Below are 24,366 nucleotides of genomic sequence, written 5' to 3' on the forward strand. Positions count from 1 at the left end.
GCGCTCGGGGACGTCACACGGGCGGCGTCCCCGAGCCGGGTTCGTCACACGGTCGTGCGGACGACGCTCAACGCGGCAGCTCGGCGACGACCAGGCCGCCGCGCGCCTTCGGGGTGAACCAGGTGCTCTTGCGGGGCATCTTCTCCCTGGCCAGGTTGACAGCGACGAAATCCGCCACCGTCACCGGCGCGATCAGGATGGCCAACTCGGCCCGGCCGGCGTCGACCTCACCGGTGAGCCAGCTCGCCGGGTAGTCGCCGCCGACGTAGGTGATCCGCTTGTCGCCCGGATCCAGACCGAGCGCGTCACGCAGCACCAGCCGCTCGACCAGAGCGTGGTCCAGGTTTTCCAGGCGGGCGGAGGCGGTGGCGGGCAGGCGCACCGCGTACCCCTGGCCGTCGAGGCGGAGGTGCACGGTGCCGCCGGCCGCCGGGACCTCGACCGGGCCGTCGATCGGCTCGACCTCGGCGCCCGCGGCCCGCAGCCGGTCGAGCAGCTCGGCCGGGGTGGTGGTCAGCTCGCTGACCAGCCGGTTGTACGGCTGGATGGCCACCGACGCGGGGGTGGTGACCACGGCCAGGAAGCGCGGCAGCCCACCGGTCTGGGCGGCCAGGCTGCGGTGGTTGCCGTCCGCGACGACCAGGTCCCCGCCACCGGCGAGAGCCGTGAGCGTGGCCTGCTCCGGGCCGGGGCCGAGCAGCCAGATGGCGTGCGTGCGCCCCGCCTGGTCGGTGTCCGTCGCGGCGGGCGCGCCGGCCGTGTCGGTCGCCGCCGCGAGCGCGGCGTGCAGTTCGTCGCCACGCCCGGTCTGGAGCAGGAGTACGGGTGAGAGCAGGTGCCCCAGCGCGTCGGCCAGCGCCACCCGCTCGCGCACCTTGGCGATGAAGACGTCCTCGTTGCGGATGACCAGGCCCGGCTCGTCTGCCCGGGTGGAGATCTGGTCGGTGTCCACCATCGCGAACAGCCCGTACGCCGGCTCCTCGCCGGGCGCGCTGATCCGGTAGAGCACCACCACCTGCTCGGCGGGGGTGTAACTGCCGTCGGCCTTGGCCTCGGCGAGGCGGGCCACCGCGTCCGGCAGCGCGTCGAGGAACGACGTGCCCAGGCTCTGCGGGGCGCGATGCGGCATTTCGATGCCGAGAGCGCTGTGCGGGTTCGACCCGATGATCGCGGTGATCTCCGCGTCGTCGGCGAACTCGTCATAGTTTTGCGCGCCGGTGCCGCCAGTGGTGACCCAGGCCCGGGTGATCGGATGCACGACCGTCATGCCCACTGACGCTACCGGCGACGGTGTCGCCGCCGACGGGGACCCGCGGTGCGTCCACCAGATGAAAGCGCCCGGAAGTGCCCGGCTGGTCAGCCGGCGCGGTCGGAGGTGCCGCGGCGGTGCCTACCCGCGCCCACCGGCCCACCGTTGCCACGCCGACCGGTCCCGATCGGCCCGCTGTTCAGGGCGCGGCGGGGCGAGGCGGGCGGCCCCGGCACGGGACGGTCGGGAGGAGGCGTGGGAACGGGCCGAGGGTTCAGCGGCGGCGTCGGCACCGGGCGCGGAGGAGCCGGTGCTGGCGGCGGAGGAGCCGGTTCGGCTGGGGCCGCCCCCGACGGCACCAGCACCGGCGCACTGGTCGGCACCGCGTCGACGGACGACGGCAGTGGATCGACCGCCCTGGGCGGGGTGAGCCGGGAGGTCACCGGGACCCGCGCCACGCCCACCACGATGGGCGGCGCGAGGAGATCCACCAGGTGGGCGGGCAGGTCCGGGCGGACCGTCGGCCAGCGGGAGTCGTCAACGGACCAGTAGTCCGCGCCGGGAGTCTCGATCACCCCCTGCCGGGTCAGCTGATCGTCACCGGATGCACGGTGCTTGGCCATCGGGATTTGCCTCCACGAACTGCGGCGTGCGGCCCTTCGGGTCGCTGCGGCGGACACCGAGGGAAACGACGCCGCCCGCCTCCCGGTGACGCGACGACCCACCGCCGACCTCGGCGGAGGACGAGAAACGCCCCCGTCCGCGCGACTGTCGACGCACGGACGGGGGCGCGGTGGTCGTCGCTCAGTCGAAGATCGGGCTCTGCTCGCGGGTGCGCTTGAGCTCGTAGAAGCCCGGGGTGCCGGCGACCAGCAGCACGCCGTCCCACAGCCGGCCGGCGGCCTCCCCCTTCGGAGCCGGGGTGATCACCGGGCCGAAGAACGCCACCGGGGCGCCGTCCGGGCCGGGCGCGTGAACGACGGGAGTGCCCACGTCCTGCCCGACCGGGCGCATGCCCGCCTCGTGGCTGGCCCGCAGTGCCTCGTCGTAGTCGGTGCTGTCGGCGGCTGCGGCCAGTGCCGGGTCGAGGCCGGCCTCGGTGAGCGCGGCCACGTACAGCTCCGGACCCCGCTCCTGCTTCTGCAGGTGGATCCGGGTGCCGAGCGCGGTGTAGAGCGGGCGCAGCACGTCGTTGCCGTGCAGCTGCTCGGCGGCGATGCAGACCCGCACCGGGCCCCACGCGGTCTTCAGGAACTCCTTGTACTCCTCGGGCAGCTCGTCCCGGCCGTCGTTGAGCACGGCCAGGCTCATCACGTGGAAGCGGATGTCCACATCCCGGATCTGCTCGACCTCGAGCAGCCAGCGAGAGGTGATCCAGGCCCACGGGCAAGCCGGGTCGAACCACATGTCGGCGGTGACACGTTCGGTCACTGTGAGATCCCTTCGCTACGGGTGGCGCCGACAGGTCGGCGTCTGAGGAGAATCTTCACCCCGCAGCGCATCGACCGGCACCCGAATGAGAGCGTGACCTCGGCCACCGCGGGCTGCCCGTACATGGAAGACTCGAATCGGGCCAGCCGTCACGAGCGGTAGGCGAACGGGCGCCGCCGGGCGTACGGCGACATGTGGGATGGAGACGAACAGTGCCGGGAGTGCGCAACCTGACGCAGGTCGAGGCGACCGAGCGGGCACGCCTGCTCAACGTGACGGGGTATGACATCAGTCTGGACCTGTCCAGCGCCGTGCTGGCGGCCGACGGCCGCACGTTCTCCTCGACGACCGAGGTCCGGTTCCGCTGCTCCGAACCGGGCGCGACCACGTTCATCGAGCTGGCCGCCGAGTCGGTGCGGTCCGCGACGCTGAACGGCACGCCCGTCGACCTCTCCGACTGGTCCGCCGAGAAGGGCCTGACCCTGTCCGGGTTGGACAGCGACAACGTCCTGGTGGTCGACGCCGACTTCGGTTACTCGAACAGCGGTCAGGGTCTGCACCGGACGGTCGACCCGGTGGACGGCGAGACGTACCTCTACAGCCAGTTCGAGACGGCCGACGCGCAGCGGGTGTACGCCTGCTTCGACCAGCCCGACCTGAAGAGCGTCTACACCTGGCACGTCACCGTGCCGGCGCACTGGCGTGCGGTCTCCAACATGCCGGTGCAGCGGGAGGAGCCGGCGGGTGAGGCGCTCAAGACGCTGCACTTCACCGAGTCGCCCCGGATGAGCACCTACATCACCGCGATGTGCGCCGGGCCGTACCACGAGGTGCGCGACACGCACGACGGCATCGACCTGGGGGTGTTCTGCCGAGCGTCGATGGCCCAGTACCTGGACTCCGACGACCTGTTCCTGATCACCAAGCAGGGCTTCGACTTCTTCCACGAGAAGTTCGACGTGCGCTACCCGCTGCCGAAGTACGACCAGCTCTGGGTGCCCGACTTCAACGCCGGCGCGATGGAGAACTTCGGCTGCGTGACGCACGCCGAGTCGCACTACCTGTTCCGCTCGCAGGTCACCGACTTCGAGTACGAGCAGCGGGCCAACACGATCCTGCACGAGCTGGCCCACATGTGGTTCGGTGACCTGGTCACCATGCGCTGGTGGAACGACCTGTGGCTGAACGAGTCGTTCGCCGAGTGGGCCAGCCACTGGTGCAACACGAACGCGACCCGGTTCAGCGAGGCGTGGACGACCTTCCTGTCCATCCGCAAGAACTGGGGCTACCGGCAGGACCAGCTCTCCTCCACCCACCCGGTCTACACCGAGATGCCGGACATGGAGGCCGTCGAGGTCAACTTCGACGGCATCACCTACGCCAAGGGCGCGAGCGTGCTCAAGCAGCTCGTCGCGTACGTGGGTGAGGAGCCGTTCGTGGCCGGGCTTCGGGCCTACTTCGGCAAGCACGCCTGGGGCAACGCCACCTTCGACGACCTGCTCACCGAGCTGGAGACCGCATCCGGGCGGGAGCTGCGCAAGTTCGCCGCGCAGTGGTTGGAGACCGCGCAGGTCAACACGCTGCGTCCGGAGGTGACCATCGGGGCCGACGGCACGTACGAGCAGGTGCTGGTGCGGCAGGAGGCCCCGGCGGCGTACCCGACGCTGCGGACCCACCGGATCGGCGTGGGCCTGTACGACCTGGCCGACGGACGGTTGGTCCGTCGGGAGCGGTACGAGGTGGACGTGAGCGGCGAGCACACGGATCTCGCCGCGCTGCGTGGCGTCCGGGCCGCCGACGTGTTGCTGCTCAACGACGACGACCTCAGCTACACCAAGCTTCGCCTCGACGAGCGCTCTATGGCGACCGTGGTGCAGCACATCGGTGGCTTCGACTCGTCGCTGGCCCGCGCGCTCTGCTGGACCGCCGCATGGGACATGATCCGCGACGCCGAACTGTCCGCCCGCGACTACGTGGCGCTGACGCTGAGCGGGCTGCCCGCGGAGACCGACATCAACCTGGTCACCGCCACCCTGCGGCAGGCGACCACCGCGCTCACCCTGTACGCCGACCCGGCCTGGGCGCCGACCGGCTGGGCCGACCTGGCCCAAACCGCCCGCGACGCACTCGCTGCCGCCGAACCCGGCAGCGGATTCCAGTTGGCCTGGGCCCGTGCGTTCACCTCGGCGGTCCGCTCCGAGGAAGACCTGGCCACGCTGCGCGGCTGGCTGGACGGCACCGGCATGCCGGCCGGGCTGACCGTCGACACCGAGCTGCGCTGGTCGGTCCTCGCCGCGCTGGTGGCCAACGGTGCCGCCGGGACCGCCGAGATCGAGGCGGAGCTGAGCAGCGACCGCACGGCCAGCGGCGAGCGGGAAGCCGCGTACGCGCACGCGTTGATGCCGACGGCCGAGAACAAGGCCGCCGTGTGGGCCCTGCTCACCGGCCCGGACTCGCTGCCCAACTGGCGGCACCGGGCGCTGTTGCAGGGGTTCGCCCACCCGGCGCAGGTGGAGCTGGTTGCCCCGTACCGGGAGCGGTACTTCGCGGCGGTCGGGCAGGTGTGGGCCACCCGGGACAGCGAGCCGGCGCAGGAGTTCGCCCAGCTGGCGTACCCGACCTACCTGGTGGAGGACGACACGGTCGCGGCCACCGACGCGTGGCTGGCCGGTGACGGGCACCCCGCCCCGCTGCGTCGGCTGGTGGCCGAGGGCCGCGACGGTGTGGTGCGGGCGCTGAAGGCCCGCGCGAAGGACGCTCAGAGCGCCTGAGCGGCGTTGTCCGGCCCGGGGCCGGCGTGGGTGTGAGCCCGCGCCGGCCCCGGACGTTATCGTGGCGGGAGGAGGTGGACGTGATGGCACAGCCGACCGACGAGTGGCGGCCCCTTGCGCGCGCGTGGCGCGAGCAGGACCTGTTCAACCTTCCCGAGGATGGGAACCGCTACGAGATCATCGACGGGAGCCTGCACGTGACCCCACCGGCCGACGACGATCACCACGAGCTGGCCGACAGCATCCGGACGGCCATGGGGGCTGCGGCACCAGATGGATGGCGGATTATTCGTGAGATCGGGCTGGGGCTGCCGTCGGGCAACCTGATTCCGGATGTGACGGTGCTGAAGCCAAACACCCCACGTGGTGTGCGTTGGCATCAACCGCAGGGCGTCAGTCTCGTTGTCGAAGTGGAGTCGCCGACGAGCCGCCGGCATGACCGCTTCACCAAACCCGGTCTCTACGCTGAAGCGGGGATTCCGCACTACTGGCGTGTGGAGCGAGGCGACTTCGGCCCGATCATCTACCGATACCGCCTGATCAAGGACGTGCACTACGACCTGGTCGGCACCATTGGTCCGGACGACGCGGTGACCGTGGACGAGCCGTGGACGATGAGGCTGGACCCGAGCGCCTGGCCGCGCTGACACGAGAAAGCCCGGCCCGCTGAAGAGCGGGCCGGGCTTCGTCGTACCTGGAAGGGATTAGCCCTTGCCGGCGTGGCTGGCGAGCTGGTCGAGGCCGTTGATGATGCCCCCGGCCAGGTCACCGCCGCTGAACGCGCCGACCATGGAGAGCGCGGCCAGCTTCGCGTACGTGTCGGGGATGCGCTTGCGGGCGTACCGCCCGGTGATGATCTCCAGCTGGCGCTGGTTGGGCGACACGGCGATCAGCACCGACTTGTCGGGCTCGGCGAGCTGACCGTGCAGCCGCTGGGCGTGCTCACGGATCGGCTCGTCGAGACCACCGACGAAGACCGAGAAGACCAGACCGGTGCCCTTGTCGGCCAGGCGCAACGCCTCGTCGATGCGCAGCAGCTGGCGGGTCGAGAACGGCCCGTCGAGCACCTCGGGCGGATTATCCGACCCGGCCTGCTTTTCACCAACGGTCACTTGCGCCTCCGGTTCCACCGGCCGGCGCCTCGACGCTGGCCTGCTCAAGCTTGTGGCTGGTCAGCGCGGGCGCCTGCGCCCCCGCCGTCAGCGCGGTGCCGGCCGAGTCGGCCAGCTGCTCCGGACGGCCCAGGAACCAGACCGGAGTGAAGTCGAAGGGCCGGCCCGGGCGGTAGCGCTTGGCACCACCGCCACCGCCGGTGGCACCACCGTGGCTACCGGCGTACGACAGGCCGGCGATGACCAGCACCGCGGCCAACGGGATGCCGACGAAGACCAGCAACGTCTCGGTAACAGACAATCCCAACGCCCCCAGGCGGAAGAAGGACGACAGTGAAAAACCGGGTCGGATGGACGATCACGCTGCCGACCGCCCGACTCCGTCACCATTCACGTTAGCGGAGTCGACGGCCCGCCAGATTGCGGGGTGCCGATCCCATCCGTCACTGCAGTTCTCCAGTTGCGCAGCGGTAGCAATGAGCCGCGCGTCGTCGCCGTACCGGCCGGTGAGCAGCACCCCGACGGGCAGTCCGTCGGTCGTGGTACCCAGTGGCAGGGAGACGGAGGGATCGCCGGTGACGTTGAAGATGGCGCAGTAGGGCGAGAAGCGGCGTTGCCGGTCGAAGTCGGCGGCCGGGTCCGCGTCGGCGGTGAACCAGCCGACGGGTGCCTGCGGGGTGGCAAGGGTGGGACACAGGAGCAGGTCACACCCGGCGGTGCGGCGGGCACCGAGGCGCACCTGCGCCTGCAACTCCCCGAGGGTGGCGGTCAGGGTGCCGGCGGAGAGTTCAGCGCCCCGGGCCCGGAGCAGCCGGGTCAACGGCAGCAGCTCCGCCTCCCGCTGCGGTGGCACCGGGGCGAGCGCCAGCACGTACCAGAGGGTCTCGAACAGCGGCCACGCCGCCGGCCCGAGCGGCGGCGGCACCTCGACCACCTCGTGGCCGGCCGCCGTGAGCAGCGCGGCGGCCCGGTCCACGGCGGCCACGCAGTCGGGATGCACCGGCTCTTCGGCGAGCATCGGCGTGGTGAACCGGCCGATCCGCAGCGGGCCGGGCTCGGCCCGACGCGCGACGGCCAGGTAGCCGCCGGGCGGCGCGGGCGGCGGCAGGTAGGGCTCGCCGGGGACGGGAACGGCCATGACGTCGAGCAGTGCGGCGACGTCGGTGACCGTCCGCCCGAGCGGGCCGGCGGTGGGCAGGCCGAACGCGCCGGAGCCGATCGGCCCGCCGGAGACGAGGCCCCGACTGGGCTTGTAGCCGACCAGGCCGCAGAGCGACGCCGGTATGCGAAGCGACCCACCGCCGTCGGACCCCTGGGCGACCGGGACCAGCCCGGCCGCGACCGCCGCCGCGGAGCCACCGCTGGATCCGCCCGCCGTGTACGCCAACTGCCACGGGTTGCGGGCCGGCGGCGCGACCCGGCCCTCGGAGTAGAGCGAACAGCCCAGCTCGGAGGTGGTCGTCTTGCCCAGGCTGACCAGACCGGCGGCCTTGATGAAGCGGACCACGTCGGCGTCGACCGGCGGGACGAAGTCGACGAAGGCTGCCGAACCGAAGGTGGTGCGAACCCCGGCGGTGAGCGTCAGGTCCTTGATCGCGGTCGGCACGCCGTGCAGTGGGCCGCGCTCCTCGTGAGGTGCCGCGTCGGCGGCGCGTGCGGCCTGCCGGGCGAGGTCCGGTGTGACGGTGACGAACGCGCCCACGGTGTCGCCGAGCGCCGCGACCCGGCGCAGGGAATGCTCGACCAGGTCGACGCTGGACAGCTCGCCGCGGGTGATCGCGGCGGCCTGTTCCAACCCGGTCAGGTCGTGCGGCTCGGCCATTACGCCATCCTGCCGGCAGTCGGCCCTTCGCGCAGCCGACACGCGCCGGAGACCGGAAACGGACCAACCGGATGCCCACCGCGGGCTTGACGTGTCGAGCCGCAGACGTAAGCCGCGTTCAGCCGTGCAGGAAGCGCAGGGCGTTGGTTGACAGGAGCTTGTCGCGTTGGTCCTCGCTGAGGAAGTCGGCGGCGTGAACCACCGCGCCGGCCGGCCGCTCACCCAGCGGGTACGGGTAGTCGCTGCCGACCAGCACCCGATCCTCCCCCAGGGTGTCGACCAGCAGCCGCAGGGCGGGCGGCGCGAAGACCACCGAGTCGACGCTGAACCGGTCGAGGTAGCTGCTGGGCGGGCCGGCGGACGCGCCCCGGACCAGGTCGCCACGGCGGTGCCAGGCGTTGTCGGCGCGGCCGAGCCAGAACGGGAAACTGCCGCCGCCGTGCGCGAAACAGATCCGCAGCGTCTCGGGCACCCGGTCGAAGACACCGCCGAGGATCATCGCCAGCACCGACAGGTGCGTCTCGGCGGGCATCCCGGTGAGCCAGCGGGCCATCCAACGGTCCAGCCGTGGCCCGCCCGGCATGTCCCACGGGTGGACGAAGACGGGTGCGCCCACCTCGGCGCAGTGCTGGAGGAAGGTGACCACACCGGCGTCGTCCAGGTCCCGATCGCCGACGTGGTTGCCGATCTCCACGCCCACGTGCCCGGCGGCGAGGCTGCGGTCCAGCTCGGCACACGCGGCGTCCGGGTCCTGGAGCGGCACCTGGCAGAACGGCACCAGTCGGTCACCCCCGGCGGCGGTGACCTCCAGGGTCAGGTCGTTGAAGATCCGGGCCACCTTCACCGCCTGGTCGGCCGGGCGGTCGTAGCTGAAGAAGACCGGGGTGGGCGAGACCACCTGCACGGCCACGCCGTCGGCGTCCATGTCGGCCAGTCGGCGCGACGCGTCCCAGCACTCCGCGCCGACCGGGCGGAACTCCGTCTCCCCCACCATGATCATGGCGGCGCGCTCGGAGTCGACCCGCAACCACGGCCAGTCGGACCCGCCGCACGCCGCGCCGAGGTCCGGCCAACCCTTGGGTACGACGTGCGTGTGCACGTCGACCACGCCTGCGGGCATCAGCCCTTGCCCGGGTGCAGGGTGCCGCAGTTGGCACAGGTGCGCGCCGACTCGTCGGCGTAGAACGCCTGGAACACCGGCGGCAGATCGGCGGCGATGTCGCGGACCTGCAACTCGACCTCGTGCACCTTGTCGCCGCACTCCGGGCAGTACCACTGGAACGTCTCCAGGGTGCCCTCCTCACGGACCCGCTCGACGACCATGCCGATCGAGCCGGCCTCCGGCCGCTGCGGCGAGTGCGGGGTGTTTCGCGGCAACATCCACATCTGCCCCTCGCGCACGTGCACGGTACGCGGCCCTTCCGGGGTGACCAGGTTGATGTGCATGTTGCCCTTGACCTGGTAGAAGAACTCCTCGTACGGGTCCACGTGGAAATCGGTGCGCTGGTTGGGCCCACCCACCACCATCACGATGAAGTCGTCCCCGCCGGGGAACATCTCCTTGTTGCCCACCGGGGGCTTCAACAGGTGCTGGTTGTCGGCGATCCAGCCCGGAAAGCTGAACGGCTCGGCGATCTCACTCACGACTGACCTCCCGAGGGAAGAAGGGCCACGGCCTGGATTTCGATCAGCAGGTGCGGGTGCGGCAACTGGTGTACCGCCACCGTCGTACGGGTCGGTCCGGAGGCGTCGAAGAACTCGGCCCACACCTCGTTGTAACCACCGAAGTCGTTCATGTTGACCAGGTACGCCGTCACCTGCACCAGGTCGGTGAGGTCCGCGCCGACCGAACGCAGCAGATCCCGCACGTTCTCGATGACGGCCCGCGTCTGCACCCGGATGTCGAGGTTGGTGGTGCCGAACCCGTCCACCTCGACGCCGGCGAAGGTGTTGTCCGCGCGCCGCGACGACGTACCGGAGACGAAGACGAAGCCACCGGCGACCTTGACGTGCGGAAAAGCCCCCCGCGGGACGGCCTTCCCGGCCACCACCCGGGCGGTCACGACGACGCCCGCAGCGAGGCCGTGCCGAGCTTCTCGACGACGGCGCGGACGTGGGCGCCGGGACGCAACGGAACAGCGGCGGTGGCGGCACCGGCCAGGAAGACCCAGCCGGACTCCAGCCGCACCCCGTGCCGGCCCGCCAACCGGATGCCCTCGTCGAGCGCCCGGCGCGGATCACCGAGGATCGCCGCCGTCGAACCGACCTGCGCCACCCGCCCGTCGACCTCCAGCAGCACGCCCAGGTTGTCCAGCCCCGCCGGAACCGGTGCCCACGGCCCGATCACGAAGGCGGCGGCCGAGGTGTTGTCCGCAACCACGTCGGGCAACGAGAAACGGAAGTCCGCGTACCGGGAGTCGATCAGTTCGATGGCCGGGGCGACCGCGCGGACCGCCGTGGCGAAGTCGCCGACCGGCTCGCCCGGCTCGGGCAGCCGGTCCAGCAGGAAGGCCACCTCCGGCTCGACCCGGGGATGGATGTACGCGGCCGGGTCCACCGCGCCGCCGTCGGGCACCCGCATCGCGTTGGTGAGCCGCCCCCAGATCACCTCGTCCACGCCCACCTGGGCCATCTTCGCCCTGCTGGTCAGCCCCATCTTCAACCCGACCAACCGCTCACCGGCGTTCAGCCGGCGTTGCAGCAGCGCGGCCTGCACGGCGTACGCGGTGTCCACGTCGAGGCCGGTCTCGGCGGCGAGTTGCGGGATGGCGGTGGCCGTGTCGGCCGCCGTGCCCAGCTTCTCGGCGATCCCGACGATGTCCACGCCGATCATGCTGTGCCACCTTCCGTTCGCGACTGCTCCTTGTCGGCCAGGTCGAGGGCCACGTCCACGATCATGTCCTCCTGGCCGCCGACCATCCGGCGGCGGCCCAACTCGACCAGGATCGACCGGACGTCCACGCCGTACTTCGCGGAGGCCCGCTCGGCGTGCCGCAGGAAGCTGGAGTAGACACCCGCGTACCCCAGCGAGAGCGTCTCCCGGTCCACCTGGACCGGCCGGTCCTGCAACGGGCGGACGATGTCGTCGGCCGCGTCCATCAGCGCGAACACGTCACAGCCGTGCTTCCAGCCGTGCAACTCGGCGACCGCGATGAAGACCTCCAGCGGCGCGTTGCCGGCGCCCGCGCCCATGCCGGCGAGGGAGGCGTCCACCCGGACCGTCCGACCGTGCACCGCGTCGGGGCCGACCGGCGCGGACCCGGTGACCCGACCGTGCTCGACGGCGAGCACGCTGTTGGCCACCCCGAGCGACAGGTTGTGGTGCGCGTGGATGCCGATCTGCGTCTCCGGGGCGAGGACCTGCCGGTACGCGTCGACCCGCTGCGCCACGTCGGACATCAGCAGCCGACCGCCGGAGTCGGTGACGTAGACGCAGTGCGCCCCGTACGACTCCATCAGCTTGGCCTGCCCGGCCAACCCGGCGGGATCGTTCATGTGCGACATCATCAGGAACCCGGCGACGTCCATGCCGTTCTCCCGGGCCCACGAGATGTGCTGGGCGCTGATGTCCGCCTCGGTGCAGTGGGTGGCGACGCGCACGCTGGTCACCCCGAGCGCCTTCGCCGCCTTCAGGTCGGCGATGGTGCCGATCCCGGGCAGCAGCAGCGTGGTCAGCTTCGCCGTGGTCAGCACCTCGGCGGCGGCGGAGATCCACTCGGCATCGCTGGCCGCGCCGTGGCCGTAGTTGACGCTGGAACCCGCGAGACCGTCACCGTGCGCCACCTCGATGGCGGCCACCCCGGCGGCGTCCAGCGCGGCGGCGATGGTGCGTACCTGGTCGACTGTGTACTGGTGGGCGATGGCGTGCATGCCGTCGCGCAGCGTCACGTCCTGGATGTAAAGGTCGGTCATGGCGCGGCCACCTCCGAGGAACGCAGGGCGACCAGCCGCTCCGCGGTGCGCAGCGCGGCGGAGGTCATGATGTCCAGGTTCCCGGCGTACACGGGCAGGTAGTGCCCGGCGCCGGAGACCTCCAGGAAGACCGACACCTGAAGAGCGGTGAGCCGCCGCCCGAGCGTCGGCAGGTACGCCTCGACCCGGTCGAACTGCACGTCCTGCTTGAGCCGATAACCGGGGACGTACTCCTGCACGGTCGCCACCATGTCCGCCACCGAGGCGGCGATGGCGTCGGTGTCCGCGTCGGCGTCCGGGCAGAGGCAGTAGACGGTGTCCCGCATCAGCAGCGGCGGGTCCGCCGGGTTCAGCACGATGATCGCCTTGCCCCGCTCGGCACCACCCACCACCTCGATGGCGCGGGCCGTGGTCTCGGTGAACTCGTCGATGTTGGCCCGGGTTCCCGGCCCGGCGGACTTCGACGCGATCGAGGCGACGATCTCCCCGTACGCCACCGGGGTGACCCGGCGTACCGCGGCGACGATCGGCACGGTCGCCTGTCCACCACAGGTCACCATGTTGACGTTGGGCTGGTGCAGGTGCTCGTCGAGGTTGACCGGCGGCACCACGTACGGGCCGATCGCGGCCGGGGTCAGGTCGACCACAGTGCGGCCGAGGGCGCGCAGCACCTCGTCGTGGCGACGGTGCGCGCCGGCCGAGGTGGCGTCGAACACCAGCTCGACGTCGGCGAACTCGGGCAGTGCGACGAGCCCGTCCACGCCGTCGGCGGTGGTGGCGACGCCGAGCCGACGAGCACGCGCCAGGCCGTCGGAGGCCGGGTCGATGCCGGCCATCGCCACCATGCGCAGGCTGTCGCTCAGCCGCAACACCTTGATCATCAGGTCGGTGCCGATGTTCCCCGAACCAAGCACAGCCACGCCGACGCTCATGCCGATCCCTCCTTGCTGAAGCAGGTGCGCACCGAACCCAGCCCGGAGATCCGGGCCTCGTACGCGGCGCCGGGGGTGACCGGCACCATCGGGCCGAGCGCCCCGGAGAGCACCACGTCCCCGGCACGCAGCGGGTCACCGGCGCGGGCGAGGGTGCCGGCCAGCCACAGCAGGGCGTGCAGCGGGTTGCCCAGGCAGGCGGCGCCCGCACCCACCGAGACCGGCTCGCCGGCGTGCTCCAGCACCATCCCGCACAGTCGCAGGTCCACGTCGGCGAGCCGGCGCGGCGTGGTGCCGAGCACGAAGAGCCCGCTGGAGGCGTTGTCGGCGACGGTGTCCACGATGGAGATGTCCCAGGCGGCGATCCGGGAGTCGACGATCTCGATCGCCGGCAGCACGTGGTCGACCGCGCGGATCAGGTCGACGGTGGTGAGCTGCGGGTCCGGGAGGTCCTTGTCGAGCACGAACGCGATCTCCGCCTCGACCCGAGGCTGGAGCAGTCGGTCGATGGGCACCTCGACCCCGTCGCCGACCGCCATGGCGTCGGTCAGCATGCCGAAGTCCGGTTGGAACACCCCGAAGGTCTCCTGCACCACCCGGGAGGTCAGCCCGATCTTCGCGCCGACCCGGCGTTCGCCGCGGCCTTGCCAGGCCCGCGACTGGAGTTGCTGCACGCGGTACGCGGCCTCGACGTCGCCCTCCGGCAGCAGCCGGCCCCGAAGCGGCGCGCACGGCTTACCGGTGCTGCGGGCGTCGGCCAACTCCCGGTTGGCGGCCTCGATGTCAGCTTCCATGCCCGCTCCCTCGCTACGGCTCACGACAGGTCCACACAGACGTTCGTGAGTTCGGAGTAGAAGTTCAGCGAGTGCACGCCGCCCTCGCGACCGATCCCGGACGCCTTCACCCCGCCGAACGGGGTACGCAGGTCCCGCAGGAACCAGGTGTTGACCCAGACGATGCCGGCGTCGAGCCGGACGCCGGCCCGGTGCGCGACGCCCACGTCCCGGGTCCACACGGTCGCCGCCAGGCCGTACTCGGTGCCGTTGGCGAGGGCGTACGCCTCGTCCTCGGTGTCGAACGGCGCGACGTGCACCACCGGGCCGAAGATCTCCTCGCGGTTGGTGCGGGCGTCCGGGCCGAGCCCGGTGAGCACCGTCGGCTGCACGTACGACCCGCCGTCGCGGGTGTCGCCGAAGGTGGGCGTACCGCCGCCGGTCAGCACCTCGGCGCCCTCGGACCGGGCCAGCTCGTACGCGCCGAGCACCTTCGCCCGGTGCTGGTGGGAGATCAGCGGCATGGTGGCGGTCGCCTCATCGGTCGGCCAGCCGTACGCCAGCTCGCCCGCCCGCTTCGCCAGTCGGGCGGTGAACTCCTCGAAGACTGGCCGCTGCACGTAGATGCGTTCGGTGCAGAGGCACACCTGACCGCCGTTGGTGAAGCTGGAACGCACCGAGCCGGCCACCGCGGCGTCCAGGTCGGCGTCGGCGAAGACCAGGCCGGCGTTCTTGCCGCCGAGTTCGAAGCTCACCGCCTTCACCCCGTCGGCGGCGGCACGCATGATCGCGCCGCCGGTGGCCGACTCGCCGGTGAAGGTGATCGCGTCGACGCCCGGGTGGCGGGTGAGGAACTCGCCCGCCGAGTCCGGCCCGAAGCCGTGCACCAAATTGAACACCCCGGCCGGTACGCCAGCGGCGGCCATCACCTCGGCGAGCACCGTCGCCGAGGCGGGAGTCTCCTCGCTGGGCTTGACCACGACGGCGTTGCCGCAGGCCAGCGCCGGAGCAACCTTCCAGGTGAGCAGCAGCAACGGCAGGTTCCACGGCACGATGACCGCGACCACGCCGACCGGCTTGCGCAGCGCGTAGTTGAGTGCCCGACCGCCGGTCGGGGTGACGGTGGTGAACGACTCGGTGGGGGCGGTCGCCACGATCTCCGCGAACGCGCGGAAGTTCGCCGCGCCGCGCGGAATGTCCAGGCTGCGGGCCTGGGCGATGGACTTGCCGGTGTCGGCGACCTCGGCGGTGACCAGGTCGTCGAAGCGGCGCTCCAGCTCGTCGGCGACGCGGCGCAGCACCTCGGCGCGCTCGCGCTCCCCCATCCGACCCCACGGCCCCCGCAGCGCCGCCCGGGCGGCGGCCACCGCGTCGTCCACTGTCGACCGCGATGCCTCGTCCACCTCGAAGACCTGCTCCCCGGTGACCGGGCTGGCCTTGGCGAACGGGTTTCCGCCGTCGACGAACTCACCGGCGACGAAGTTGCGCAACCGCTGCGGACCACTCGGCGCGTGACCGGCCATCAGCCGCGGATCCCAGGTGCCGGTCATGCGCGCCTCCCTCGGCCCAGTGCCGCGCCGATCGCGCCGACCAGCAGCAGCGCGGCTCCACCGACGACCGCCCCGAGCACCAGGTGCTGTTGGCGCACCCGGCGGCGCACCTCCGCGTACGGGGTGGTGGAGAACGACACCAGCTCGTACTGGGAAACGTACCGGCCGGGCAGGGCCCGTTCCAGTGCGTGCTCCACCCGCCGTCGGGTCTGGAAGACCGGGGAGGCGACCTTGTCCCGCATCTCCACGAAGTTGGTCAGCGCCATCGTCGCGATGGCCTCGGCGTTCTCCTGCCGACGCCGCTGGAACAGTGGCAGTGCCGCCAACCAGTCGTCGGCGCACTCGTCCAGGCAGCGGTCCAGCTCCACCACGTCCTCGAAGGCGCAGTTGGCGCCCTGGCCGTAGAACGGCACGATGGCGTGCGCGGCGTCGCCGAGCAGGCCGACCTTTCCGCTGACCTGCCACGGGGTGCAGCGCACGGTGCCGAGCACGCCCACCGGGTTGTGCCGGTAGTCGTCGACCAGGTTCGGGGCCAGCGGGACCACGTCCGGGTAGTGCTCGGTGAAGTGCCGTTCGATCTCCGCCGGGCTGGCCAGCGAGGCGAAGCTGCCGGCACCGTCGTTGGGCCAGAACAGCGTGCAGGTGAAGGAGCGGTCCGGGTTCGGCAGCGCGATCATCATCGAGGTGCCGCGCGGCCAGATGTGCAGCGCGTCCTCCTCCAGGGCGAAGTCCCCGCCCAGCGGCGGGATCGTCAGCTCCTTGTAGCCGTAGTCGAGGAAGTCCACGCTCTCGTCCAGCAGCCCGTACGCCAGCAGTTGCCCACGCACCGCGGAGCCGGCGCCGTCGGCGCCGAGGACGACCGACGCCTTCGCCGCGACCGGGCCCTGCGGGGTCTCGAAGCTCAGGGCTCCGTCGGTCGGGTCGAGCCCGACCAGCCGGTGGTCGAAGACGACCCGCACGCCCGGCAGCGCGGCGGCCTCGTCCAGCAGGGCGTTGTTCAACGCGCCCCGGCTGATCGAGTTGATCGCCCGGTCGCCGGCCGCGCTGTACGACTGGAACTGCTGCTCGCCCTCGACCGGGTGGATCATCCGGCCACGCATCGGCAGCGCGTCGGTCATCACCTGCTCGGCCAACCCGATCCGGCGCAACGCGTCCAGGCCGCGCTCGGAGAGCGCCAGGTTGATCGAACGACCGCGTTCCGCGGTGCCGGCCCGCGGGTCGGAGCGGCGCTCGTAGAGGGCCACCGGGTAGCCGCGCCGGGCCAGGAAGCAGGCAGCCAGACAGCCGGCCAGCCCGGCACCGATGATCGCGATCTCGTCACGCCGCGCGGTCATGCGGTCGCCCCCACCGTCGCGGCGAGCGCCTCGGCGGCCCGCCAGCAGTCGAGGTACGTGGAGTACAGCGGCACCGGGGCGAACCGCACGACGTCGGGTTCGCGGGCGTCGGCGATGACCCCGTGTTCGTACCGTAGGCGTTTGGTCAGCTCGGCGGCGCTGCCCGAACCGATGCGCACGGAGAGCTGGCAGCCTCGGCGGGCCGGGTCACGCGGGGTGACCACCCGCAGCGGCCGGCCGACGGTCACCTCGTCGAGCAGTGACTCCAGCCAGCCGGTGAGGCGCTGGCTGCGCGCGCGAAGCGCGGTCATCCCCACCGCGTCGAACAGCTCCAGCGAGGTACGCACCGGGCCCATCGCGAAGATCGGCGGGTTGGAGATCTGCCAGGCCTCCACAGTGGCCGGTGGTCGGGACACCGGCGTCATCTCGAACCGGGTGGCCGCCGCTGTGCTCCACCACCCCTCGAACCGCTGCAGGTTCTCGTCGCCGAGGTGGCGCTCGTGTACGAAGACGCCAGCGAGGGCGCCCGGGCCGGAGTTCAGGTACTTGTAGGAGCACCACGCGGCGAAGTCGACGTCCCAGTCGTGCAGGGCCAGCGGCACGTTGCCGACCGCGTGGGCCAGGTCCCAACCGACGACCGCACCCGCGGCCCGGCCGGCAGCCGTGATCGCGGGGATGTCCAGCAGCTCACCGGTGAGGTAGTTGACCCCGCCGAGCAGCAGCAGCGCCACCCGGCCACCCTCGGCGGCCAGGTAGTCGGTCACGTCCTCGGTGCGCAGGGCGTCCTCACCCGCGCGCGGACGCAACCGGACCACCGTGTCGTCCGGGTCCAGGCCGTGGAACCGGGCCTGGCTGCGCACGGCGTAGCTGTCCGAGGGGAAAGCGGCGTCCTCGATGACGATGCGGGTGCGCGCGCCGGCCGGTCGGTAGAAACTCACCATCAGCAGGTGCAGGTTGACGGTGAGGGAGTTCATCACCACGGCCTCCGCGGGCCGGGCGCCGACCAGTCGCGCGGCCGGCCCGGTCAACAACTCGTGGTACGGCAGCCAGGGGCGCTCCGCCTCCAGGTGCCCCTCCACGCCGAGCCGCCCCCACGCCTCCAGGTCGGCCAGGAGTTCGTCGCGGGTGGCCCGAGGTTGCAGACCGAGCGAGTTGCCGGCCAGGTACGCCGACTCGGGGTGGTCGCCGCCGTCGGCCGGCGGCACATGGAACAGGTGCCGGTGACCGGGGTCGGCCTCGTCACGGCGATGCGCTTCTTGTTCTGGGGTTCGCATGTCTCGCTCTCCGGTCACATCGCGGTGCGGGCCGACCATAGCTCCGGGAAGACCACCCGGGCCATGCTGCGCTGCAACCACGCCAGGCCGGCGGAGCCTCCGCTGCCGACCTTGGCGCCCATCGTCCGCTGCACCGCCTTGACGTGGTTCCAGCGCCAGTCGCCGAACTCCTCGGCGACAGCGCTCAGCGCCTCGCCGAGCAGCCGCAGGTGATTGTCGGGGCTGGCGTCGTCGTAAATTCGCACCCAGGCCGCCTCCACCAACGGGTGCGGGTCGTGTTCGACGGCCACGTCCCGGTCGAGCAGGTCGGCGGGGAGGTCGAAGCCGCGCCGGGCGAGCAACGCGAGCACGTCGTCCCAGAGGCTCGGGGTGGTCAGCGCGGCGCTCAGCTCGGCATGCACCTCGGCCTGCCGGCGGAACGGGCGGATCAGCGTCGGGTCGCGCAGCCCGAGCAGGAACTCCAACTGCCGGTACATCGCCGACTGGAAGCCCGAGGCCTCACCGAGCAGATTGCGGAACCGGTTGAAGTCGGCCGGGCTCATCCAGCGCAGGCCCTGCCAGGCGGCGTTGAGCCCCTCCAGGTGCAGTTTGGCTCGGCCCAGCGGGGCCAGTGCCTCCCAGATCTGGTCGGCATGGATCAGCCGCTGGGTCTCGCGCAGTTCGTGGCAGGTCAGCCCGAAGTACAGCTCCATGATCTGGCTGACCATCAGGAAGGACATCTCGCCCGGGTCGCTGCTGAGCGGGTGCTGCATCTTGTGCAGAGCGCTGGCCTGCACATACGCGTCGTACGGCACCATGTCGGCGAACTCCAGCGTCGGTTCGCCACCGGTGCGCTCCGCCTGCGCGACACGCTGCCCAGGGGTCACCGGTCGCACCGTGGCGCGGCGGTTCGGCGCCCGCCGCTCCGTCTGATCCACCATCTCGTTTCCCCTCCCCGGACTAGCCGACGTCATGATCTCGCGGTCGGATCGGCCTGCGGAATGCTGAATCAATGGCTCTCGCCGCCTTCTCCTGGCAAACCAAAGGCAACTAGGCGAAGTCGGTTCACGAAAGTAAGGTCTGAGCGTGGACGACATGGACTGGGCGCTGCTGCGCGAGTTGCAGGCCGACGCGCGGCTCTCCTTCAGCGAGTTGTCCCGGCGGGTGCACCTGTCGCCACCGTCCGTCGCGGAGCGGGTCCGTCGGCTGGAGGCGGCCGGAATCATCACCGGCTACCACGCCCACGTCGACCTGAGCCGCGCCGGCCGCACCGTGGTCGCGCTGATCCGGATGTCCTGCTACGGCGCGCGGTGCATCCTGCACGACCCGGCGGTGGCCGACTGGCCGGAGATCCTGGAGATCCACCGGATCACCGGGGACGCGTGCAGCGTGCTGAAGGTGGCGGCCGGCTCGATCGGCGCGTTCGAGGGGGTCATCGACCGACTAGCCCCGTACGGCCAGCCCTCGAGCACGATGGTCCTCTCCTCCCCCCTGAACTGGCACCCCGTCACCCCCCTCCCGCCCCGCTAACCCACCCCGCTACCCCCCCCGCGCCCCTCCCCGCCCTCCCCCCGCGCGGCGATCTTGCAGTTTCTGCTGACGTTATGTCCTTTGTATGGGCATTCGTCGGCGCAGAAAGTGCAAGATCGCGGGCTGGGGCGGTCGGGTGAGGGCGAGGGCCGGGCGGGTTTGGCTTCGGGGTGCGGGGAAAGCAGCGCGCGTGCCCAGGGGAGGGTTCCGGCGGTCGTCGCCGGTTGGGGGGAAATCATGCAGGCAGTCCGCACGATCAACCGCGCGCTCTCGTCCGCACTGACACTGGTGGGGCTGGTCGGGGCGTTCGTCCTGTTGTCAGTCGCACCGGCGCGAGCCGGCGAGAACGTCTTCGTCGAGGTGACACCCAACAGCGTCCAGGCTGGCAGCCGGGTCAGCATCAAGGCGAGCTGCGACAACGACAACAACAACAGGCAGTCCAGCGTGCACTCCGACGCGTTCGGGTCCGTGACACTGAGACCCGACAAGGGCTTCCTCACCGCGCAGGCCAGTGTTCCGCGCGACAAACCGGCCGATCAGTACCCGGTCGACCTGCGGTGTGACAACGGACAGACGTCGTCGACCATGCTGACCGTGCTGAACATGGCGTCACCCAGCAAGGGCCCGGCGACCGGTGGCGGTGGGATGGCCGGCGGGCGCGGCACCGGCTCGCTGCTGGTGTTCGGTGGCGTGGCGTTGGTGGCCACCGCGATCGTGCTCGGGATGGCCGGAGGCCGACGTCGACCGGGAGCCGGCTCCTGAGCCGGATCACCCATGACCCGCAGATCCGCGCGTGCGCGGCCGGACGGCCGCGCCCGCCTCCGGGCCGGGCCGGCGCTCCGCGCGTCCGGCCGACTGGTGGCCCGCGTCTCCGGACGGCTGCGCCGGGTCGCCGGGCAGGCCGTTTCGGCGAGCGTCACGACCACCGATCCGGCCACCCGTCCGCTGCCGCCGCGACGTCCGGCCGGGCCGTCGTCGACCCGCCACCGGTTCGTCACGAGCCCCGGGCTGCCGGTGCTGGCCATCGCCGCGCTGATGGTGCTGATCGTGGCGATGCTCGGTGTCGAGCAGGTGACCGGGATGAGCCTGCTGCCGGATCGGCTCAGCGCCGGGCTGCGACCGCCGCCGAAGAAGTTCCCGGTGCTGCCGGCCAGCGAGCCGACCAGCCTCGCCATCGACAAGATCGACGTGCGGGCGCCCGTACACGACGTGGGTATCGCCCCGGACGGCACGATCGCCGTGCCGGACGCGGCGCGCGCCCAGGAGGCCGGCTGGTACGACCAGGGGCCCACCCCGGGTCAGTACGGCCCAGCCGTGATCGTCGGGCACGTCGACACCACCAGCGGGCCGGCGGTCTTCCACAAACTCCGCGAGCTGCGCTCCGGTGACGAGATCGAGGTCACCCGCACCGACCAGCGCGTGGCGGTCTTCGAGGTCAACTCGGTGGAGAAGTTCGACAAGGGCCGACTGCCGGTGGACGAGGTGTACGGCGACTTCAGCCGCCCGAGCCTCCGACTGATCACCTGCGGCGGCCAGTGGGTCGGCGGCGAGACCGGCTACGCGGACAACGTGGTGGTCTTCGCCTCGCTGGTCAAGGAGCGTTCAGGCGGTTGACCGGCGTCGACGTACTCGGCGAGCCGGGCGGCCCCGGTGAGCATGGCCCGGCCTCGCTCGGTGAGCCGTTGCCGCCACTGACGCAGCGAGGCGGCGAGCGGTTCGGCACCGCCGGCATCGCGTAGTCGACGCAGCACGCCCGCGATGTGGTCGAGCCGGTAGCCACCGCGGCGCAACAGGTGGGCCAGTTCGGCGTCCCGGACGTCGTCGGCAAGGTAGAGCCGGTAGTGGGTGACCGGATCACGTACCGGTCGCAGTACCCCGGCCCGCTCCCACTTGCGCAGGGTGGCCGCCCGCAGACCGAGCCGGTGAGCCAGCACGCTGATCGGCACGGCTTTCTGGCTCTGCGGTTGCGGTCTCGTTCCGGTGAGCGTCAACACCGCGGCCTCGACCGCGTCCAGGGTCTCCCGATCGCGCTGGAGCAGCGCATGCCCCTGGTCGATGGCGCGCAACGCCGTGTCGATCTCGCCCCGGTTGACGGCCCGCATGATCTCGCCGCTGGCCGCATAGCCGTGGCCCGGGATCAGCGCAAGGTAGGCGGACAGCGCCTTGACGTGCAGTTCGGTGAAGCGACGGTAGCCGTTCGGCGTGCGTTGGGCCGGGGGCAGGACGCCGTCTCGTTCGTAGTTGCGTACGGCCTGCGCGGAGAGACCGTGGGCGCGCGCGAGGTCGACCGGTCGGCGTACCCCCGGGTTTGAAGGTTTTGTGGCTGTCACCGCGCTCCACCGCTCGTGAGTCTCAACCTCTGGTTCAACGATACGGTTCATGGAATGTCACCTTTTCTCGGCCTGCTGGCGGTTACCCCGGACCTGCTCGCGCTCGGCGAGCCGACGCACGGTGAGTCCGCCTTCCTCCAGCTCCGCAACGAGGCCTTTCTGTCGCTGGTCGAGCGCGGCTACCGCTCGATCGCCGTGGAGAGCGACCGGACGGCCGGGCTGATCGCCGACGAGTTCGTGCAGGGTGTCGCGGCTGTGACACTCGACCGGGCGCTCGCCGAAGGATTCAGCCACGGGTTCGGGGCGGCCCCGGCCAACCGGGACCTCCTGCTGCGGATGCGGGAGTGGAACGCCGGACGGCCCGCCGCCGAACGCCTGACATTCCACGGCTTCGACGCCCCGGTCGAGTTGGAGAGTGCCCCGAGCCCGCGCCGCCACCTCACCCAGGTCTGCCAGTTCCTCGACCTGGACCGGGCCACCGAGATCGACGACCTGATCGGGGACGAGGGACGGTGGAGTGACACGGCCGCGATCTGGGAACCGGGCCGATCGGTCGGGCGTTCGACCGACGCCCAGCGACTGCGGGTGCTCGCCGACGACCTGCTGACCGAGCTGTACCTGCGGGCGCCGTGGAGGTCGGCGGGTTGGCAGACGGCGTTCGTGCACGCCACGGCCGCTGTCGCGTTGCTGCGTTACCACGCCGCTGCCGCCGCGCCACTGGCCCAGGAGGAACGCTTCAGCCGCCTGGCCGGGGTCCGGGACGCGCTGATGGCCGAGAACCTGCTCGCGATCCGATCGGTCGAGGCACACCGCGGACCCACGCTGGCCTTCGCGCACAACACGCACCTCCAGCGCCACCCGAGCACCATGACGCTGGCCGACACGCAGGTGTCGTGGGCCGGCGCCGGCGCGATCATCGCGTCGTTGCTGGGCGACCGGTACGCCGTGATCGCCGGCAGCCTAGGCGCGAGCCCGGCACTCGGCATCGGGCCGCCAGCCGCCGACACCTACGAGGGCCGACTCCAGCAGGAGAACAGCCTTCCCCGGTACCTGCCGACGTCCGACATCGAAGCGGCCGAGCAGCGCACGCACGACTACCGCTACTTCCCGCTGGACCGGGCCGCCATCGACCACGCCGACGCGGTCCTGCACGTCCCGACCGGTGTCGACGCGGCCGTGCTCGCCGATCGGATCGCCGCGCTGCCCGACGTCGAGCAGCTCGTGGCGAGCGACGAGAACGGATCACCCGAGGCGGCCTGGGGCGACCGGTTCTTCTTCGTCGGCCCGGACCGCCGCCAGCCGTTCGCCACCATCGTCGAGCACGACGTGCCCGGCTTCGACGAGGCCGCACAGCTTGACCGCCCCGGCGTCTTCCGCCTCAACCTGGACCTGGGCCGGGCCGACTTCGAGCGCGTGTTCGGCTTTCCGCCCAAGGCATTCGAGGAGCACCGGCACGAGTTCGACTTCGCCCGACTGGACACTGTCGTACCGCACCCGGGCTACGCACAGTACGGCTTCGCCAGCATCGTCATGCCCGGTCCGCACCTGCTGCCCGAGGTGGACCGGCTGCTGACGATCGCGCACGACCGTGCCGTGCGTCGCCGCGAGCGTGCGGCGCGGCGGACCGCCGGGTAGCGCTACCGACCGGAGTCAGGCGGCTGCCTCGGGCTCCCGCAGGTCCAGCCAGTCGGCCCAGCGGGGGTCGGGGGCGCGGTGGCCCAGCACCCGCCAGGCGGTGCCCTTCGGGGCGGCTGGCAACGCGTGTAACCGCCAGCCCATCTCGGCCGGGGTCTTGTCGCCCTTCGTGTGGTTGCACCGGGCACACGCGGCGACCACGTTCTCCCAGGCGTGCCGGCCACCCCGGCTGCGCGGAAAGACGTGGTCGATGGTCTCGGCCGGGCCCCGGCAGTAGGCGCACCGCCACCCGTCCCGGGCGAAGATCGCCCGGCGGGACAGCCCGACATGCGTTCGGTACGGCACCCGGACGAAGCGCGTCAGCCGGACCACGGACGGCACCGGCAGCGCATCCCGGGCGCTGTGCAGGATGCCGTCACCATCGGCGACGCAGACCGCCTTGGCGGAGAGGACGAGGATCGCGGCGCGGCGCACCGACACGACACACAGCGGCTCGTAGGTGGCGTTGAGGACCAACGCGCCGGAGCCCACCGTGGGTCGTATGTCAGGCATCGCGCTCACCCTCCCGGTTCAGCGGCTGCTGGGGACCGCCGTCGACCGGGGCCGGGCACAAGGGCCCACACGGTCGACGCCGGGCCGATCACCGACGTCCGTTGCGCCAATAGTCCCTGATCGGACCCCGGATTGCACGTACTAATCCCGCATGGGGTATGAGGATCATCCGCAACCGGA

At 71.6% G+C, this 24,366-nt stretch carries 25 protein-coding genes; 6 read left to right on the top strand and 19 right to left on the bottom strand.

Annotated elements, in window-relative coordinates:
* Window positions 1-67 precede the first annotated feature (67 nt).
* The 3 genes from ACIBEF_RS00100 to ACIBEF_RS00110 form a co-directional block, all read right to left on the bottom strand.
* Window positions 68-1,267: a DUF1015 family protein gene (locus tag ACIBEF_RS00100; RefSeq protein WP_396789776.1), complete on the bottom strand. Its 1,200-nt coding sequence runs from the start codon at window positions 1,265-1,267 to the stop codon at window positions 68-70.
* An 89-nt stretch (window positions 1,268-1,356) separates the two neighbouring features.
* Complete coding sequence (locus tag ACIBEF_RS00105) at window positions 1,357-1,872, bottom strand: hypothetical protein (RefSeq protein ID WP_396789778.1); 516 nt, start codon at window positions 1,870-1,872, stop codon at window positions 1,357-1,359.
* 181 nt (window positions 1,873-2,053) lie between these two features.
* A complete protein-coding gene (locus ACIBEF_RS00110) occupies window positions 2,054-2,680 on the bottom strand; it encodes a disulfide bond formation protein DsbA (RefSeq protein WP_396789780.1) in 627 nt (208 codons plus the stop codon).
* 221 nt (window positions 2,681-2,901) lie between these two features.
* On the opposite strand from ACIBEF_RS00110, the gene pepN reads away from it, so the two are divergent.
* Window positions 2,902-5,451: an aminopeptidase N gene (pepN, locus tag ACIBEF_RS00115; protein WP_396789782.1), complete on the top strand. Its 2,550-nt coding sequence runs from the start codon at window positions 2,902-2,904 to the stop codon at window positions 5,449-5,451.
* Window positions 5,452-5,534: 83 nt separating this feature from the next.
* A complete protein-coding gene (locus ACIBEF_RS00120) occupies window positions 5,535-6,098 on the top strand; it encodes a Uma2 family endonuclease (RefSeq protein WP_396789784.1) in 564 nt (187 codons plus the stop codon).
* Between the two features lie 57 nt (window positions 6,099-6,155).
* Here ACIBEF_RS00120 and ACIBEF_RS00125 read toward each other — a convergent pair whose 3' ends face one another.
* The 14 genes from ACIBEF_RS00125 to ACIBEF_RS00190 form a co-directional block, all read right to left on the bottom strand.
* Window positions 6,156-6,563, bottom strand: a complete 408-nt coding sequence (locus ACIBEF_RS00125; RefSeq protein WP_396789787.1) for a DUF5130 family protein — start codon at window positions 6,561-6,563, stop codon at window positions 6,156-6,158.
* Entirely contained in the window at window positions 6,550-6,846 is a 297-nt protein-coding gene (locus ACIBEF_RS00130) for a hypothetical protein (protein WP_196930456.1), read from the bottom strand. Before ACIBEF_RS00130 ends, ACIBEF_RS00125 begins: the two co-directional genes overlap by 14 nt.
* A gap of 75 nt (window positions 6,847-6,921) precedes the next feature.
* Complete coding sequence (locus ACIBEF_RS00135) at window positions 6,922-8,385, bottom strand: amidase (protein WP_396789789.1); 1,464 nt, start codon at window positions 8,383-8,385, stop codon at window positions 6,922-6,924.
* A gap of 118 nt (window positions 8,386-8,503) precedes the next feature.
* Window positions 8,504-9,505 (bottom strand): amidohydrolase family protein, encoded by a 1,002-nt coding sequence (locus ACIBEF_RS00140; protein WP_396789791.1) that lies wholly within the window; start codon window positions 9,503-9,505, stop codon window positions 8,504-8,506.
* Complete coding sequence (locus ACIBEF_RS00145; RefSeq protein ID WP_357205430.1) at window positions 9,505-10,029, bottom strand: 3-hydroxyanthranilate 3,4-dioxygenase; 525 nt, start codon at window positions 10,027-10,029, stop codon at window positions 9,505-9,507. The genes ACIBEF_RS00140 and ACIBEF_RS00145 overlap by 1 nt, the downstream gene beginning before the upstream one ends.
* The gene (locus ACIBEF_RS00150) at window positions 10,026-10,448 is read right to left on the bottom strand and encodes a RidA family protein (RefSeq protein ID WP_238669047.1); all 423 of its coding nucleotides are present in this window, start codon (window positions 10,446-10,448) and stop codon (window positions 10,026-10,028) included. The genes ACIBEF_RS00145 and ACIBEF_RS00150 overlap by 4 nt, the downstream gene beginning before the upstream one ends.
* The gene (locus tag ACIBEF_RS00155; RefSeq protein WP_396789793.1) at window positions 10,445-11,218 is read right to left on the bottom strand and encodes a 2-keto-4-pentenoate hydratase; all 774 of its coding nucleotides are present in this window, start codon (window positions 11,216-11,218) and stop codon (window positions 10,445-10,447) included. The genes ACIBEF_RS00150 and ACIBEF_RS00155 overlap by 4 nt, the downstream gene beginning before the upstream one ends.
* Entirely contained in the window at window positions 11,215-12,297 is a 1,083-nt protein-coding gene (gene dmpG / locus ACIBEF_RS00160; protein WP_396789795.1) for a 4-hydroxy-2-oxovalerate aldolase, read from the bottom strand. The genes ACIBEF_RS00155 and dmpG overlap by 4 nt, the downstream gene beginning before the upstream one ends.
* A complete protein-coding gene (locus ACIBEF_RS00165) occupies window positions 12,294-13,229 on the bottom strand; it encodes an acetaldehyde dehydrogenase (acetylating) (protein ID WP_396789797.1) in 936 nt (311 codons plus the stop codon). The genes dmpG and ACIBEF_RS00165 overlap by 4 nt, the downstream gene beginning before the upstream one ends.
* Window positions 13,226-14,023, bottom strand: a complete 798-nt coding sequence (locus tag ACIBEF_RS00170) for a 2-keto-4-pentenoate hydratase (protein ID WP_396789799.1) — start codon at window positions 14,021-14,023, stop codon at window positions 13,226-13,228. The genes ACIBEF_RS00165 and ACIBEF_RS00170 overlap by 4 nt, the downstream gene beginning before the upstream one ends.
* Before the next feature lie 20 nt (window positions 14,024-14,043).
* On the bottom strand, window positions 14,044-15,525 hold the full coding sequence (locus ACIBEF_RS00175) for a 2-hydroxymuconic semialdehyde dehydrogenase (RefSeq protein ID WP_396790405.1): 1,482 nt from the start codon (window positions 15,523-15,525) through the stop codon (window positions 14,044-14,046).
* 23 nt (window positions 15,526-15,548) lie between these two features.
* Window positions 15,549-16,886, bottom strand: coding sequence for an FAD-dependent oxidoreductase (locus tag ACIBEF_RS00180; RefSeq protein ID WP_396789801.1), 1,338 nt, complete (start codon window positions 16,884-16,886; stop codon window positions 15,549-15,551).
* Window positions 16,883-18,199, bottom strand: coding sequence for a kynureninase (gene kynU, locus ACIBEF_RS00185; RefSeq protein ID WP_396789803.1), 1,317 nt, complete (start codon window positions 18,197-18,199; stop codon window positions 16,883-16,885). Before kynU ends, ACIBEF_RS00180 begins: the two co-directional genes overlap by 4 nt.
* A complete protein-coding gene (locus ACIBEF_RS00190; RefSeq protein WP_357205438.1) occupies window positions 18,175-19,077 on the bottom strand; it encodes a tryptophan 2,3-dioxygenase family protein in 903 nt (300 codons plus the stop codon). Before ACIBEF_RS00190 ends, kynU begins: the two co-directional genes overlap by 25 nt.
* A gap of 148 nt (window positions 19,078-19,225) precedes the next feature.
* Here ACIBEF_RS00190 and ACIBEF_RS00195 point away from each other — a divergent pair, with 148 nt between their 5' ends.
* From ACIBEF_RS00195 to ACIBEF_RS00205, 3 genes are all read left to right on the top strand, one after another.
* Window positions 19,226-19,669 (top strand): Lrp/AsnC family transcriptional regulator, encoded by a 444-nt coding sequence (locus ACIBEF_RS00195; RefSeq protein WP_396789805.1) that lies wholly within the window; start codon window positions 19,226-19,228, stop codon window positions 19,667-19,669.
* Window positions 19,670-19,906: 237 nt separating this feature from the next.
* A complete protein-coding gene (locus tag ACIBEF_RS00200) occupies window positions 19,907-20,431 on the top strand; it encodes a hypothetical protein (protein WP_396789807.1) in 525 nt (174 codons plus the stop codon).
* Window positions 20,432-20,443: 12 nt separating this feature from the next.
* Window positions 20,444-21,283 carry a class F sortase gene (locus tag ACIBEF_RS00205; protein ID WP_396789809.1) on the top strand — a complete coding sequence of 280 codons (840 nt, stop codon included), beginning with the start codon at window positions 20,444-20,446 and terminating at the stop codon, window positions 21,281-21,283.
* Here the strand turns inward: ACIBEF_RS00205 and ACIBEF_RS00210 are convergent.
* Window positions 21,226-22,050, bottom strand: a complete 825-nt coding sequence (locus ACIBEF_RS00210) for a MerR family transcriptional regulator (RefSeq protein WP_396789811.1) — start codon at window positions 22,048-22,050, stop codon at window positions 21,226-21,228. The genes ACIBEF_RS00205 and ACIBEF_RS00210 overlap by 58 nt on opposite strands.
* Before the next feature lie 3 nt (window positions 22,051-22,053).
* On the opposite strand from ACIBEF_RS00210, the gene ACIBEF_RS00215 reads away from it, so the two are divergent.
* Window positions 22,054-23,634: a DUF6194 family protein gene (locus tag ACIBEF_RS00215; RefSeq protein WP_396789813.1), complete on the top strand. Its 1,581-nt coding sequence runs from the start codon at window positions 22,054-22,056 to the stop codon at window positions 23,632-23,634.
* Window positions 23,635-23,649: 15 nt separating this feature from the next.
* Here ACIBEF_RS00215 and ACIBEF_RS00220 read toward each other — a convergent pair whose 3' ends face one another.
* Window positions 23,650-24,186 carry an HNH endonuclease gene (locus ACIBEF_RS00220; protein WP_030333470.1) on the bottom strand — a complete coding sequence of 179 codons (537 nt, stop codon included), beginning with the start codon at window positions 24,184-24,186 and terminating at the stop codon, window positions 23,650-23,652.
* Window positions 24,187-24,366 lie beyond the last annotated feature (180 nt).

The organism is Micromonospora sp. NPDC050795 (assembly GCF_044456785.1).
GTDB lineage: Bacteria > Actinomycetota > Actinomycetes > Mycobacteriales > Micromonosporaceae > Micromonospora.

Excerpts from the sequence above, each read along its gene's own strand:
- ACIBEF_RS00100 (WP_396789776.1), bottom strand. The coding sequence starts at position 1,267 with ATGACGGTCGTGCATCCGATCACCCGGGCCTGGGTCACCACTGGCGGC.
- ACIBEF_RS00105 (WP_396789778.1), bottom strand. The coding sequence starts at position 1,872 with ATGGCCAAGCACCGTGCATCCGGTGACGATCAGCTGACCCGGCAGGGG.
- ACIBEF_RS00120 (WP_396789784.1), top strand. The coding sequence starts at position 5,535 with ATGGCACAGCCGACCGACGAGTGGCGGCCCCTTGCGCGCGCGTGGCGC.
- ACIBEF_RS00135 (WP_396789789.1), bottom strand. The coding sequence starts at position 8,385 with ATGGCCGAGCCGCACGACCTGACCGGGTTGGAACAGGCCGCCGCGATC.
- ACIBEF_RS00140 (WP_396789791.1), bottom strand. The coding sequence starts at position 9,505 with ATGCCCGCAGGCGTGGTCGACGTGCACACGCACGTCGTACCCAAGGGT.
- ACIBEF_RS00155 (WP_396789793.1), bottom strand. The coding sequence starts at position 11,218 with ATGATCGGCGTGGACATCGTCGGGATCGCCGAGAAGCTGGGCACGGCG.
- dmpG (WP_396789795.1), bottom strand. The coding sequence starts at position 12,297 with ATGACCGACCTTTACATCCAGGACGTGACGCTGCGCGACGGCATGCAC.
- ACIBEF_RS00165 (WP_396789797.1), bottom strand. The coding sequence starts at position 13,229 with ATGAGCGTCGGCGTGGCTGTGCTTGGTTCGGGGAACATCGGCACCGAC.
- ACIBEF_RS00170 (WP_396789799.1), bottom strand. The coding sequence starts at position 14,023 with ATGGAAGCTGACATCGAGGCCGCCAACCGGGAGTTGGCCGACGCCCGC.
- ACIBEF_RS00175 (WP_396790405.1), bottom strand. The coding sequence starts at position 15,525 with ATGGCCGGTCACGCGCCGAGTGGTCCGCAGCGGTTGCGCAACTTCGTC.
- ACIBEF_RS00180 (WP_396789801.1), bottom strand. The coding sequence starts at position 16,886 with ATGACCGCGCGGCGTGACGAGATCGCGATCATCGGTGCCGGGCTGGCC.
- kynU (WP_396789803.1), bottom strand. The coding sequence starts at position 18,199 with ATGGTCGGCCCGCACCGCGATGTGACCGGAGAGCGAGACATGCGAACC.
- ACIBEF_RS00200 (WP_396789807.1), top strand. The coding sequence starts at position 19,907 with ATGCAGGCAGTCCGCACGATCAACCGCGCGCTCTCGTCCGCACTGACA.
- ACIBEF_RS00205 (WP_396789809.1), top strand. The coding sequence starts at position 20,444 with ATGACCCGCAGATCCGCGCGTGCGCGGCCGGACGGCCGCGCCCGCCTC.
- ACIBEF_RS00210 (WP_396789811.1), bottom strand. The coding sequence starts at position 22,050 with ATGAACCGTATCGTTGAACCAGAGGTTGAGACTCACGAGCGGTGGAGC.
- ACIBEF_RS00215 (WP_396789813.1), top strand. The coding sequence starts at position 22,054 with ATGTCACCTTTTCTCGGCCTGCTGGCGGTTACCCCGGACCTGCTCGCG.
- ACIBEF_RS00220 (WP_030333470.1), bottom strand. The coding sequence starts at position 24,186 with ATGCCTGACATACGACCCACGGTGGGCTCCGGCGCGTTGGTCCTCAAC.